General features: G+C 74.0%; 13 protein-coding genes. 7 read left to right on the top strand and 6 right to left on the bottom strand.

Going from position 1 to position 13,198, the window contains the following annotated elements; all coding sequences use genetic code 11:
- Positions 1–9: 9 nt before the first annotated feature.
- The 4 genes from FVA95_RS15820 to FVA95_RS15805 form a co-directional block, all read right to left on the bottom strand.
- Positions 10–216 carry a rubredoxin gene (locus FVA95_RS15820; protein WP_075311660.1) on the bottom strand — a complete coding sequence of 69 codons (207 nt, stop codon included), beginning with the start codon at positions 214–216 and terminating at the stop codon, positions 10–12.
- Positions 217–475: 259 nt separating this feature from the next.
- Positions 476–2,572 (bottom strand): DPP IV N-terminal domain-containing protein, encoded by a 2,097-nt coding sequence (locus FVA95_RS15815; RefSeq protein WP_149664915.1) that lies wholly within the window; start codon positions 2,570–2,572, stop codon positions 476–478.
- 24 nt (positions 2,573–2,596) lie between these two features.
- Positions 2,597–3,037, bottom strand: coding sequence for a ribonuclease HI (rnhA, locus tag FVA95_RS15810; RefSeq protein ID WP_149664934.1), 441 nt, complete (start codon positions 3,035–3,037; stop codon positions 2,597–2,599).
- Between the two features lie 74 nt (positions 3,038–3,111).
- Positions 3,112–4,302, bottom strand: coding sequence for a hypothetical protein (locus tag FVA95_RS15805; protein WP_149664914.1), 1,191 nt, complete (start codon positions 4,300–4,302; stop codon positions 3,112–3,114).
- Positions 4,303–4,490: 188 nt separating this feature from the next.
- Here FVA95_RS15805 and FVA95_RS15800 point away from each other — a divergent pair, with 188 nt between their 5' ends.
- Both FVA95_RS15800 and FVA95_RS15795 read left to right on the top strand, forming a co-directional pair.
- Positions 4,491–5,897 carry an MFS transporter gene (locus tag FVA95_RS15800; RefSeq protein WP_240051530.1) on the top strand — a complete coding sequence of 469 codons (1,407 nt, stop codon included), beginning with the start codon at positions 4,491–4,493 and terminating at the stop codon, positions 5,895–5,897.
- Positions 5,898–5,914: 17 nt separating this feature from the next.
- A complete protein-coding gene (locus FVA95_RS15795; RefSeq protein ID WP_149664913.1) occupies positions 5,915–6,214 on the top strand; it encodes a hypothetical protein in 300 nt (99 codons plus the stop codon).
- Here FVA95_RS15795 and FVA95_RS15790 read toward each other — a convergent pair.
- A complete protein-coding gene (locus tag FVA95_RS15790) occupies positions 6,189–6,632 on the bottom strand; it encodes a DUF2000 domain-containing protein (RefSeq protein ID WP_240051529.1) in 444 nt (147 codons plus the stop codon). The two genes, FVA95_RS15795 and FVA95_RS15790, sit on opposite strands and share 26 nt — an antisense overlap.
- A gap of 50 nt (positions 6,633–6,682) precedes the next feature.
- On the opposite strand from FVA95_RS15790, the gene FVA95_RS15785 reads away from it, so the two are divergent.
- Positions 6,683–7,519 carry an AraC family transcriptional regulator gene (locus tag FVA95_RS15785; RefSeq protein ID WP_149664912.1) on the top strand — a complete coding sequence of 279 codons (837 nt, stop codon included), beginning with the start codon at positions 6,683–6,685 and terminating at the stop codon, positions 7,517–7,519.
- A gap of 9 nt (positions 7,520–7,528) precedes the next feature.
- Here the strand turns inward: FVA95_RS15785 and FVA95_RS15780 are convergent, their stop codons facing one another.
- On the bottom strand, positions 7,529–8,203 hold the full coding sequence (locus FVA95_RS15780) for an MBL fold metallo-hydrolase (protein ID WP_149664911.1): 675 nt from the start codon (positions 8,201–8,203) through the stop codon (positions 7,529–7,531).
- A gap of 367 nt (positions 8,204–8,570) precedes the next feature.
- On the opposite strand from FVA95_RS15780, the gene uvrA reads away from it, so the two are divergent.
- The 4 genes from uvrA (at position 8,571) to rplT (ending at position 13,198) form a co-directional block, all read left to right on the top strand.
- Positions 8,571–11,585, top strand: coding sequence for an excinuclease ABC subunit UvrA (uvrA, locus tag FVA95_RS15775; protein ID WP_149664931.1), 3,015 nt, complete (start codon positions 8,571–8,573; stop codon positions 11,583–11,585).
- A gap of 320 nt (positions 11,586–11,905) precedes the next feature.
- Complete coding sequence (infC, locus tag FVA95_RS15770; RefSeq protein ID WP_020623394.1) at positions 11,906–12,442, top strand: translation initiation factor IF-3; 537 nt, start codon at positions 11,906–11,908, stop codon at positions 12,440–12,442.
- A gap of 101 nt (positions 12,443–12,543) precedes the next feature.
- Positions 12,544–12,738, top strand: coding sequence for a 50S ribosomal protein L35 (gene rpmI, locus FVA95_RS15765; protein WP_020623393.1), 195 nt, complete (start codon positions 12,544–12,546; stop codon positions 12,736–12,738).
- A 76-nt stretch (positions 12,739–12,814) separates the two neighbouring features.
- Positions 12,815–13,198: a 50S ribosomal protein L20 gene (gene rplT, locus FVA95_RS15760; protein ID WP_020623392.1), complete on the top strand. Its 384-nt coding sequence runs from the start codon at positions 12,815–12,817 to the stop codon at positions 13,196–13,198.

Below are 13,198 nucleotides of genomic sequence, written 5' to 3'. Positions count from 1 at the left end.
TCGGTGTCCTCACCCCGGGAACTGTTCTCCCGGCTCCAACGGGCGGAAGTCGGACTTGGCGGCGCCGCAGATCGGGCACATCCAGTCGTCCGGGATGTCCTCGAAGGGGGTGCCCGGCTCGACGCCGCCGTCCGGGTCGCCCTCCTCGGGGTCGTAGACGAAGCCGCACGGCTCGCAGATCCACAGGGACCGCGTGGCCCGGCCGGACATCGTCATGCTGCTCCCCACGGCGTCGTCGCCCACGCCCGCCGGCCGCCCGCGACCGAGCCCGGCGGAGGTGATCCCTGAGGCCCAGGGAGCCACAGTGTGAGCGGGGTCGCAAGCGGGCCCGGGGCCCTCCCGTGGGGACCGGCGACGGCCGCGCATCCGGTCGTGGCCGGACGCGCGGCGCTCTCACCTGCGACGACGCGGTGCCCGGAGATCAGGTCCGGCCGGCGCCGGTGATCGTCGGAATCGGTGAAACACGTGTTCGCGCTCAGGCGCCGAGCGCGTCCCGGAGGAACTCGACCTGCAGGAGCAGCAGGTTCTCGGCGACGACCTCCTGCGGCGTCATGTGGGTGACCCCGGACAGCGGCAGCACCTGGTGCGCGCGGCCGGCCGCGAGCAGCGCCGAGGACAGCCGCAGGGTGTGCGCGGCGACGACGTTGTCGTCGGCGAGACCGTGCACGACCATCAGCGGGCGGTGCGGCCGCTCCGGGGTCGGCGGCGTCGCGGCGTCGTCTATGATCGACGAGCGGGTGTACGGCTCGCCGCCCGGCATCCCGAGGTAGCGCTCGGTGTAGTGGGTGTCGTAGAGCGTCCAGTCGGTGACCGGGGCTCCGGCGATGCCGGCGTGGAAGACGTCGGGCCGCCGCAGCACCGCGAGCGCGGACAGGTATCCGCCGAACGACCAGCCGCGGATCCCGACCCGGCCCAGGTCGAGGTCGGGGTGGGCCGCCGCGGCGGCGTGCAGCGCCGCGACCTGGTCCTCCAGCACCGGGCCCGCCAGATCGCCGTGGATCGCGCGCTCGAACTCCGGGCCGCGCCCGGGGGAGCCACGACCGTCGGTGACCAGCACGGCGAAGCCCTGCTCGGCGAACCAGCGGCTGGTCAGGTGCGCGTTGCGGGCCTGCAGCACCCGCTGGGAGTGCGGGCCGCCGTAGGGGTCGAGCAGCACCGGCAGCGGAGTGCCCGGCACGTGGCCCGACGGCAGGAACACCGCGGTGCGCAGCTCCCGCTCACCGAAGGAGTGCAGCACCGGGGCCGGGTCGAACCCGGGGTCGACGGCGTGCCCGGCGACCGGGTGCTCCGCCCCGCCGGCGGTGACGAGCGCCGCGTGCGGCGCCGTCGCGAGGTCCTGGGAGACGCGGACGGTGGTGCCCCCCGCCGCGGCGACGGCGTGCACCCCGGTCGTCGGCGTCACCGCGACCGGCTCGGACCCCGGGGTCACCGAGTAGACCGCCACCGATGTCGGCTCCGTCGAGGCCCGGAACAGGACGGTCTCGCCGTCGATGCCGACGACCCCACGCACCTGCAGCTCCGGGCCGGTCAGGTACGTGTCGCCGACGACGAGCCGACGCGCCCCGCCGGAGTCCTCGGCCCGCACCAGCGCCCCGGACGCGGTGCGCGCGGGGACACCCGGAACGTTCTCCACCCACACCGGGTCGGTCTGGGAGTGCAGCGTCGTGGTCCGACCGGTCGCGGGGTCGACGGCCAGGGTGCGGACCTCCCGCTGGTCGCGCGGCTGGACCGACAGCAGCGGCCCGTGGGCGTCCCAGCCCGCGGTGGCGAGGTACTCGTAGGTCTCGTCGTCCCAGGTCACGGTGGTGCGGGTGCCGTCCAGCGCGACGACGACCAGCCCCACGCGGGCGTTCGGGGTGCCGGCGGCGGGGTAGCGGACCGTGGTCGGGACGCGGTCGGGGTGCGCCGGGTCGGCGATGTGCCAGCGGGCGACCGGGGACTCGTCCACCCGGGCGACGAGCAGCGCGTCGCCGTCGGGGGACCACCAGAACCCGCGGTGGCGGTCCATCTCCTCGGCCGCGGCGAAGTCGGGCAGACCCCAGGAGACGTCGTCGCCGTCGGGGGTGAGCAGGGCGGTCGTCCTGCCGGTCGTGAGGTCGTGCAGGTGCAGCGCGCGGTCGGCGACGAAGGCCACCCGGGCGCCGTTCGGGTCGATCCGCGGGTCCACCACGGCCTCGATCCCGCCGACGTCGAGTGGCCGCACGTCCGGCTCCCCGGTCAGGGCGACGGTGAACGGCCGCCCGGACAGTGCGAACACGGCCCGGGTGACCGCGGCGTCGGTGGTGTACCCGACGACGCCGCCCGCCTGCTCCCGGACCCGCTCGCGGCGGGCCCGCTCGGCGGCGGGCAGGTCCTCCTCGCCCGGCAGCCCGGGCACCGACGCCGGGTCCACGAGCAGCCGCTCGGCACCCGTCGCGGCGTCGACCGACCACAGGCAGGTGACCGGGTCGGTACCGGACCGGCTGCGCAGGAACACCGCCCGCGACCCGTCCGGGGCGACGGTGAACCCGCGGGGGACCCCGAGGGTGAAGCGGCGGGTGCGGGCGTGCAGGCGGGGGAACGAGTCGGCCACGGGGCCGACGCTATCTCCCCGGCGTCACCGCGTGCGGGACGGCCGCTTCCCGGACACGCGCCCGCCCGCCTCCTCGCAGCCGCGTGCGGCGAGCCGGTCGGCACGCTCGTTCTCCGGGTGCCCCGCGTGCCCCTTCACCCAGAACCAGGTGACGTCGTGGCGGCGGACGGCGGCGTCGAGCTCGCGCCACAGGTCGTCGTTCTTGACCGGCTCGCCGGCCGCGGTCCGCCAGCCGCGGGCCTGCCAGCGCGGCAGCCACTGGGTGATGCCGTTGCGCACGTAGGTGCTGTCGGTGTGCAGGTGGACGACGCTGCGCCGGGTCAGCGCGTCCAGGGCGCGGATCGGGGCGGTGAGCTCCATCCGGTTGTTCGTCGTGCGCTCCGGCTCGCCGCCGTGCAGCTCACGCTCGTGGCTGCCGTACCGCAGCACCGCGCCCCACCCGCCCGTTGTCGTCGAGATCTTCACCGACGGTGCCTGTGTCCCGAACCCGGGGCCGGGCGGGTCGGCGGCGCTCACGGCCGGTGACGGTAGCGGGCGGGTCAGTAGAGCCGGTACGCCGCCCGGGCCGCGACGAACCCGGCGCCGGTGCGGGCGTCGCGGCACTCGACGCCGGTCCGCGAGCTGACGCAGGTGACGTCGCCCTGGGTGAGGTGGGTGCCGTAGTCGAGCACCGCCGCGGCGGACGTGACGGGTGCCCCTCCGCACTCGGTGCGGGCGCCCGCCGGTCCGCCGGTGACCAGCGCGGCGTCCGGACAGTCACCCGCCGACCAGGTGCGGGCGGTGACGTCGCAGCGGACGGCGCCGTCCCCGGCGCCGCCGGTGATCCGGCAGGAGATGTTGCCGGTCGGGGAGGTGAACGACGCCGGCGACCCGAACGCGGCCGGGTCGGCCGCGGTGGTGCCCGCGACCAGCTCCGCCGGGGCCGCCACCGGTGCGGGAGCGGAGCCGGCGCCCTGCGGCGCGCCGGGATCGCCGGTGCGCCCGGAGCCGACGTAGGCGGCGACGACCACGGCCGCGGCCAGCACGAGCGTCGCGGCCACGGCGATCGCGGCGGTCCGGCGCCCGACGGCGTCGCACAGCCCGCCGTCGGGCAGCCGGGCCGCGGCCAGCCGGTCGCGCAGGGCGTCCCACCGGCCGGCCGGGGTCCCGGACGCGGCGTGGCCGGGCGGGTACACGACCGGCACGGGGGCGGCCGCGCGCGGGCCGCCGTGGACCGGGCCGCCGTGGATCGGGCCGCCGTGGACCGGGCCGCCGGGCACCGCGCCGCCGTGGACCGGGCCGGGCGGGACCGGTGCCGCCCAGGGCGCGGTCGCGAACGGGGCGCGGCCGGACCCCGGAACCGGACCTGCGGTCCACGGAGCCTGCGCGCCCACGGTCGGCCCGGTCCGCTGCGCCGGGACCCCGCCCACCGACCGCTCCTCGGCCGGGACGGCGGGCCAGGGCAGCGGCGGGGTCCGCGGGCCCCGCCGGTTCCGGGCGTCCACCGGTCCGGTCAGCTCGGTGGGCTCCGGCGCGGGTTCCCGCTGCGTCCCGGCACGGTCCCCGGTCCCGTCCCCGGCGCGCGGGGCGGGGACGGGACCGGGTGTGCCCGGCCCGGTCGTGGGCGCGGCGGTACCGGGGCCCGGGAGGCCGTCGGCGGGCGCGGCGCCGGTCAGCAGCGTCGTCGGATGCCCGTTGCGGCGGCCGTCCGGGCGCGCGGGGGTGCGGTCGTCGGCGTGGGGAGCGCTCATCGGTCCGGGACGCTAAGCGGGCCGACCATCCCCGGACAGCGGCCGTTCGGGGCAGTCACGGCGGCCGGTCGCCTCGTCTCGGTGACCGTCCGTGCACGGCCACCGTGGGTCGTGCTGCTCCCGGCGGTCCTGCCGGACGCCGCCCGTCCTGTACCGGTCACCGCACGACGGCGTTGCGATGTGCAATGGTGAGCAAGGCCAACGACGGTGAGGGGGCAGCGATGACGGAGGCCCGGCCCGGGACGGCCACGAGCGGACCCGCGGCGGTGCTGGAGTCGCTGCCGCTGTCGGGATGGCACCGACGGCTGGTCGTCCTGGTGGGGATCGGGTCGTTCTTCGACCTGTACGAGGTGTTCCTCGGTGGCGTGCTGGCCCCGATCCTCGCCCGCGAGTGGGCACTCGGCTCGGCCGGCAAGGCGGCGGTGGTGTCGTCGGGCTTCCTCGGGATGTTCGTCGGCGCGGTCCTGCTGTCGATCGCGGCCGACCGGTTCGGCCGGCGCACCGTGTTCCTGCTGAACCTGCTCACCTACTCGCTGTTCTCGGTGGCGGCGGCGTTCTCCCCGAACCTGGAGACGTTCCTGGTCCTGCGCTTCCTCGCGGGCCTCGGGCTGGGCGCCGAGCTGGTGCTCGTGGACACCTACCTGGCGGAGTTCCTGCCCCGGCGGGTGCGCGGCCGCTGGACGGCGTGGGCGTACACCGTCGGGTTCCTCGGGGTGCCGGTGGCCGCGCTGCTCGGCGGCCGGCTCGTCGCGGCGCAGTCCATCGCGGGCGTCGACGGCTGGCGCTGGCTGCTCGTCGCCGGGGGGCTGGGCGCGTTCTTCGTACTGGTGCTGCGCCTCGTGCTGCCCGAGTCCCCGCGCTGGCTGGTCGCCCACGGGCGGCGCGAGGAGGCCGCCGCCGTCGCGGCGGACGTGGCCCGGCGGGCCGGCGCCCCGGTCGAGGGGGAGGTGTCCACGGCCGACTCGGGGGAGCCGCGGGCCGGCTCGACCGTCGCGGTGCTGCGGATCGCGTTCAGCGGGGTCTACCGCACCCGCACGGTGATGCTCCTGATCTTCCAGGTGCTCCAGACCGTCGCCTACTACGGTTTCGGCACGCTCGCGCCGCTGGTCCTGGTGGCCAAGGGCTTCGACGTCACCGAGTCCCTCGGCTACGCCGCGCTGAGCTTCGCCGGGTACCCGCTGGGCTCGCTCGCCTCGGTCCCGCTGGTCGAACGGTTCGAACGGAAGTGGCTGATCATCGCCTCGGCGCTGGCGATCGGAGTGCTCGGCATCGTGTTCGCGGCCGGGGTGACCCCGCTGGTGATCGTCGGCTCCGGGTTCGCGCTGACCGCGGTGAGCAACGTGTTCTCCAACGCGTTCCACATCTACCAGGCCGAGATCTTCCCGACGACGATCCGCTCCACCGCGGGCGGGATCGCCTACTCGCTGTCCCGCGCGACGTCGGCGTTCCTCCCGTTCGTCGCCGTCCCGCTGCTGGCCACGGCCGGGCCGATCGCGGTGTTCGGCGGCGCCGCGGGGCTCATCGTGCTGCTCTGCCTCGACGTCGGCCTGCTCGGCCCGCGCTCCACCGGGCTCGCGCTGGAGGAGCTGGGCTGAGGGGGCATCCTGGCGACGTGAGCCAGGCCCTGTACGAGATCACCGTCAACGCGCTGCTCGACCGCGACCGTCCGCTCACCCGCGCCGACTGGGACGCCGCCGTCGCCCGGGTGGGCGGGCACCGCGTGCCGCAGCTGCTCGCCGAGCTCACCGACGCCGGGCTGGTCGGCGCGGACCTGCTGCCCGACGCGGTCGCCGCGGCGTGGGCGTCGGCCGACCGGCCGCTGGACCGGCTGCCGGCGGCGCGCTGGCGGGAGCTGTTCGACGACGCCGGGCTGGCCGCACCGGCCGTCACGGATGGGTCGTCGTCCCCTTGAGGATCTTGTCGACGGCGTTGCGCGGCCCGTGCAGCGCCAGCCCGACCAGATCGAGCTCCTCGGCCCGGGCCGCCGCGACCACCGCACGGTTGTCGTGGTCGTTGCCGGTGCCGAACATCGCGGAGGTGAACACCGCCACCGGCAGTCCGCGGCCGACCGCCCGGGCCCGGCAGGTCGCGAGCGTCGTCGCGTCCCCGGCGCGCACGAGCACCGGCAGACCGAGGGTCGGCAGGTAGGCGGTGCCGTCGGCATCGGTGTAGGGCTCGCCGATCAGCTCGGGGACGCCCGCGGCGACCCCGGCGGCGAGGAAGGCCGTCACGTTCGCGACCTGCCAGCCGAGCAGGTCGTCACGCAGCACAACGGCGATCTTGGTGGCGGGGCGGGCGGGGGAGGCGGGGAGCAGGGCGGTCTCGGTCACGCCGTCGATCCTCGGACGGCAGGACCCCCGCACTCTTGTACGTTCCGCACATGTCCGGAACCGGTTCGCGGGCGGTGGGCGAGGCCGTCACCGCCTGGCGGCCGCAGCGCGTGCCGGGCATCACGGAGGTGCTGCACGCTCGCTTCGTTCGGCACCGGTACCCGCTGCACACGCACTCCACGTGGACGGTCCTGATCGTCGACGACGGCGCCGTGCGCTACGACCTGGACCGGCGACCGCACGGGACCGAGGAGGCCCCGGTGACGCTGCTGCCGCCGCTGGTCGCGCACGACGGACGCGCGGCGGGCGGCTCCGGTTTCCGCAAGCGGGTCCTCTACCTCGACCCCGCCGCGCTCGACCCGGGGGCGTCCGGGACGGACGGGCTGGTCGGCCCCGCGGTCGACCGGCCGGGGGTGGCCGACCCCCTCCTGCGCCGCAGGCTCGACGAGCTGCACCGCGCGCTGGCGGTACCTGGGGAGGAGCTGCACGCCGAGAGCCGTCTCGCACTCGTCGCCGAACGTCTCGCCCGGCACCTGGACCCGACCGCCGGGCCCGGCCCGGTGCCGCCGACGGACCTGGCCGGCCGGCTGCGGGACCTGCTCGACTCCCGGCTCGTCGACGGCGTGACCCTCGCCGAGGCCGGGCGGCTGCTGCACGCCCACCCCGGCCACCTGGTACGCACCTTCTCGCGCCGCTTCGGGCTCCCGCCGCACCGCTACCTCGACGCCCGCCGCGTCGAGCGGGCGCGGGCGCTGCTGCTGGACGGGACGCCGCCGGCCGCGGCCGCCGCGGCGGTGGGGTTCCACGACCAGGCCCACCTGCACCGCCGGTTCGTGCGGTTGGTCGGTGTCACACCGGGCCGCTACGCCCGCAGCGGCCCGGCGTGACCCCGAGGGTCACCAGCCCCGTGACCGCCACTCGGGGATGCTCGGCCGCTCCGCCCCGAGCGTCGAGTCGTCACCGTGGCCCGGGTAGAACCAGGTGTCGTCGTCGAGCCGGTCGAACACCCGCTCCTCGAGGTCACTGATCAGCTGCGTGTTGTCCTCCGCCGACCAGGTCTTGCCCGGCCCGCCCGGGAACAGGCTGTCCCCGGTGAACAGGTGCGGCCGGTCCTCCCCGCGGTAGAGCAGCGCCACCGAGCCCGGCGTGTGCCCGCGCAGGTGGATGACCTCCAGCTCGATCTCACCGAAGGCGATCGTGTCGCCGTGCTCGACGAACTCGTCCATCGGGGCGGGGAGCTCCGGGGCGTCCAGCGGGTGGGCGATCAGCCGTGGCTCGAACATGCCCGCGATCGCGCCCAGCGCCTGCCAGTGGTCGGCGTGGCGGTGGGTGGTGACCAGGTGGCGCAGGTCCGGGCGCTCGTCCGCGGCGCCGATGAGGTCGGCGATGCGGGTCGGCTCGGCCGCCGCGTCGATCAGCAGTGCCTCGTTGCTCTGCTTGCACACGAGCAGGTAGGCGTTGTTGTCCATCTCGCCGACCGAGATCTTGCTGATGCTCAGCCGCTCGAGGTCGCGGCGGATGGCCGCGCCGCCCGGGTCGGTGTGACCAGTGTAGTTCTCCAGGACGTCCACGAGCGGGAGGGTAGCGGCCTGCCCCGACATCCCGCGGTGGGGAGAACCCGCCGGTCGCACGCACGGGGCCGCTGACGGATCGAACAGGCGTGCGAGTACCGTGCGCGGTGGACCGACCGGCGCGTACCGAGGTGCATCCACCGCGCCGGACCACCGCCGGGCCCCGCTCACCGGGTTCCTGTCGGGGGCCGCACCTAGCATCGACGGCGGACGAGGGGACGAACCTCACCGGCCACGGGTGCCCGGTCCGGGAATGTCCGTCAGCCCGCGGGCGTCACAACCGGGTCCGACCCGGACGGCACCGCCACCCCAGGAGGCGCGCAACGTGAGCGACCACAGCACCGACCGCCGCGACGCCGGCACCGCCCTGTCCCCGGGCGCGTCGCCGGTCCCGGAGGGGCCGAAGCTGGTCGTGCGCGGCGCGCGCGAGCACAACCTGCAGGGCATCGACATCGACCTGCCCCGCGACAGCATGATCGTCTTCACCGGGCTGTCCGGGTCGGGCAAGTCCAGCCTCGCGTTCGACACGATCTTCGCGGAGGGGCAGCGGCGCTACGTCGAGTCCCTCTCGGCGTACGCGCGCCAGTTCCTCGGGCAGATGGACAAGCCCGACGTGGACTTCATCGAGGGCCTGTCCCCGGCGGTCTCGATCGACCAGAAGTCGACCAACCGCAACCCGCGCTCGACGGTCGGCACGATCACCGAGATCCACGACTACCTGCGGTTGCTCTACGCGCGCGCCGGCATCCCACACTGCCCGACCTGCGGCGAGCGGATCGAGAAGCAGACCCCGCAGCAGATCGTCGACCAGGTGCTGGAGATGGAGCAGGGCAGCCGCTTCCAGGTGCTCGCGCCGGTCGTGCGGACCCGCAAGGGCGAGTTCGTCGACCTGTTCGGGAACCTGCAGGCCCAGGGCTACTCCCGCGTCCTCGTCGACGGCACGGTCCACCCGCTGTCGGACCCGCCGAAGCTGAAGAAGCAGGAGAAGCACGACATCGCCGTCGTCGTCGACCGGCTCTCGGTGAAGGCGACGGCCAAGCAGCGCCTCACCGACTCGGTGGAGACCGCGCTGCGGCTGGCCGACGGCCTGGTCGTGCTGGACTTCGTGGACCTGCCCGACGACGACCCGCAGCGCGAGCGCCGCTTCTCCGAGAAGATGGCCTGCCCGAACGGGCACACCCTCGCCGTCGACGACCTCGAGCCCCGCACCTTCTCCTTCAACTCGCCCTACGGCGCCTGCCCGGCCTGCTCCGGCATCGGCATCAAGAAGGAGGTCGACCCGGAGCTGGTCGTCCCCGACCCGGACCTGTCCCTCGGCGACGGCGCCATCGCGCCCTGGTCGTCCGGGCACAACGCGGAGTACTTCGGCCGGCTGCTGTCCGGCCTGGCCACCGCGGTCGGGTTCCGGATGGACACCCCCTGGCGCAAGCTCCCCGCCGCCGCGCAGAAGGCGGTCCTGCACGGCAGCGACGACCAGGTCCACGTGCGCTACCGCAACCGCTACGGCCGCGAGCGCTCGTACTACGCCAACTTCGAGGGCGTGATGCCGTTCCTCGAGCGTCGCCTGGAGCAGACCGAGTCCGAGTCGCAGCGGGAGCGCTACGAGGGCTACATGCGCGACATCCCCTGCCCGGCCTGCAACGGCGCCCGGCTGCGTCCCGAGGTGCTGTCGGTGACCCTGCCGCACCGCGACCTGGGGGAGCGGTCGATCGCACAGGTGTCGAACATGTCGGTGGCCGAGTGCTCACGGTTCCTGAACGGCATGGTGCTCGACGACCGGCAGGCGGTGATCGCCGGTGCGGTGCTCAAGGAGGTGCAGGCCCGGCTGGGCTTCCTGCTCGACGTCGGGCTGGACTACCTGTCGCTGGACCGCGCCGCGGGCACGCTGTCCGGTGGCGAGGCGCAGCGCATCCGGCTGGCCACCCAGATCGGCTCCGGCCTGGTCGGGGTCCTCTACGTGCTCGACGAGCCGTCGATCGGGCTGCACCAGCGCGACAACCGGCGGCTGATCGACACGTTGACCCGGCTCAAGGAGCTGGGGAACACGCTGATCGTCGTCGAGCACGACGAGGACACCATCCGCGCCTCGGACTGGGCGGTGGACATCGGCCCCGGCGCCGGCGAGCACGGCGGCCGCGTCGTGCACTCGGGCACCATCGCCGACCTGGAGTCGCACGACACCTCGCTGACCGGCGCCTACCTGTCCGGGCGCAAGTCGATCCCGCTGCCCGAGCGCCGCGTGCTCGACCACGACCGCAGGCTGACCATCGTCGGTGCCCGGGAGCACAACCTGCGCGGCATCGACGTCGACATCCCGCTCGGCGGCCTGGTGTCGATCACCGGGGTCTCCGGGTCCGGCAAGTCGACGCTGATCAACGACATCCTCGCCACGGTGCTGGCGAACCGGCTCAACGGCGCCCGCCAGGTCCCCGGCAGGCACACCCGGATCAACGGCGTCGACGAGCTCGACAAGCTCGTCCGGGTCGACCAGTCGCCGATCGGTCGGACCCCGCGGTCCAACCCGGCGACCTACACCGGCGTGTGGGACAAGGTCCGCAAGCTGTTCGCCGCGACCACCGAGGCGAAGGTCCGCGGCTACGCCGAGGGTCGCTTCTCCTTCAACGTCAAGGGTGGCCGCTGCGAGGCATGCACCGGCGACGGCACGATCAAGATCGAGATGAACTTCCTGCCGGACGTCTACGTGCCGTGCGAGGTCTGCAAGGGCGCCCGGTACAACAGGGAGACCCTGGAGGTCCACTACAAGGGCAAGACCGTCGCCGACGTCCTGGACATGCCGATCGAGGAGGCCGCCGAGTTCTTCGAACCGATCACCTCGATCGCCCGCTACCTGCGGACCCTGGTCGACGTCGGTCTCGGCTACGTCCGGCTCGGGCAGCCTGCGCCGACGCTGTCCGGCGGTGAGGCCCAGCGGGTCAAGCTCGCCAGCGAGCTGCAGAAGCGCAGCAACGGCCGCACCGTCTGCATCCTCGACGAGCCGACCACCGGCCTGCACTTCGAGGACATCCGCAAGCTCCTCGCCGTCATCCAGGGGCTGGCGGACAAGGGCAACACGGTGATCGTGATCGAGCACAACCTCGACGTCATCAAGACCTCGGACTGGGTCATCGACATGGGCCCGGAGGGCGGCTCCGGCGGTGGCACCGTGGTGGCGCAGGGGACACCGGAGCAGATCGCGGCGCACCCCGACAGCCACACCGGCCGGTTCCTGCGTGACCTGGTCACCCCGGACCACACGCCGGTCACGCCGGCCCGGCGGCGGGCCGCGTCGTCGAAGGGCAACGGAAGCGGCACGGGGACTGCGGGCGCGGGCCGGTCGACGACCGCACGGCGCAGCCGGGCCAAGGCGGCCAGCGCGGGCTGAGCCCCGCCCCGGGTCGGGTCCGCGCAGGTCCCGGCCCGACCCCGCGTTCCCGGCGCACCGGCGGCCTGTTACCCTCGGGAATGCGACCACCCGGGATCGCGTTGTCACGTGTGTTCCGGGCGTCAAGTGGAGCCCCGCTCCCACCCGCGCCGTGATTGTGACGGTGTCCGGGTCCATGGTCCGGCTTCGCGGCAGAATTCTGCCACGGGCCGATCAACGGGTCTTCGCTTGTCGTCGCCGGCGCAGCAGGTAGTAGCGACACAGCGAGTCACTCAGGAGACCCCATCAGCACAGAGCCCCGCATCAACGACCGCATCCGCGTGCCCGAGGTCCGCCTCGTGGGCCCGAACGGCGAGCAGGTCGGGATCGTGCGCATCGAGGACGCCCTCAAGCTGGCCCAGGACGCCGACCTCGACCTCGTCGAGGTCGCCGGCCAGGCCCGCCCGCCGGTCTGCAAGCTCATGGACTACGGAAAGTTCAAGTACGAGAGCGCGCAGAAGGCCCGGGAGTCCCGGCGCAACCAGCAGCTCACCGTGATCAAGGAGCAGAAGCTCCGGCCGAAGATCGACAAGCACGACTACGAGACGAAGCGCGGTCACGTCATCCGCTTCCTCGAAGGCGGCAACAAGGTCAAGGTCACGATCATGTTCCGTGGTCGCGAGCAGTCGCGTCCCGAGCTGGGCTACCGCCTGCTCCAGCGCCTGGCCGAGGACATCGGTGACATGGCCGTCGTCGAGGCCGCTCCGAAACAGGACGGCCGCAACATGACGATGGTGCTGGCGCCGACGAAGAAGCCGGTCTCGCGCAAGACGACGGCCGCAGCCAGCTCCGACGCCCCGGCAGACGCCGAGGCGTGAGGTCCCACTCCCGTGTCCGGCCGCCGCCGGGCACGGGAGGGACACGCAGTACCCGCACCGACCCCCCGGAACCTCGGGGGCCGACATCGAACGGATACGTCATGCCGAAGAACAAGACGCACAAGGGGACCGCGAAGCGCGTCCGCATCACCGGTGGCGGCAAGCTCATGCGCCAGCAGGCCGGGCTGCGGCACCGTCTCGAGGTCAAGTCGCGCAAGGAGAAGCGTGACCTGTCGGGCACCGTCGAGCTCGCCAAGGCCGATGTGAAGCGCGTCAAGAAGCTGCTCGGTCACTGACCTTCCGCCCCTTTCACGAACCCGGCACGCCGCACCCCCACCGCGGTAGTGCCGGAGAAGCCCCAGGAGATACCCCATGGCACGCGTGAAGCGCTCCGTGAACGCCCAGAAGAAGCGCCGCACCACGCTCGAGTCGGCCGCCGGCTACCGCGGGCAGCGCTCGCGGCTGTACCGCAAGGCCAAGGAGCAGATGCTCCACTCGATGAACTACGCCTACCGGGACCGTCGCGCGCGCAAGGGCGACTTCCGGCAGCTGTGGATCACCCGCATCAACGCCGCGGCCCGCGCGAACGACATGACCTACAACCGGTTCATCCAGGGCCTCAAGGCCGCCGGTGTCGAGGTCGACCGCAAGAACCTCGCCGAGATCGCCGTGAGCGACCCGGCCGCCTTCGCCGCGCTCGTCGCGGTGGCGAAGGAGAACCTGCCGGTCGGCACCGAGCAGGGCTCCGCGGCCTGA

The organism is Pseudonocardia sp. EV170527-09 (genome assembly GCF_008369905.1).
GTDB lineage: Bacteria > Actinomycetota > Actinomycetes > Mycobacteriales > Pseudonocardiaceae > Pseudonocardia.
The sequence above is the reverse complement of the archived record's forward strand: the minus strand, read 5'-3'. Positions and strand labels throughout refer to the sequence as shown.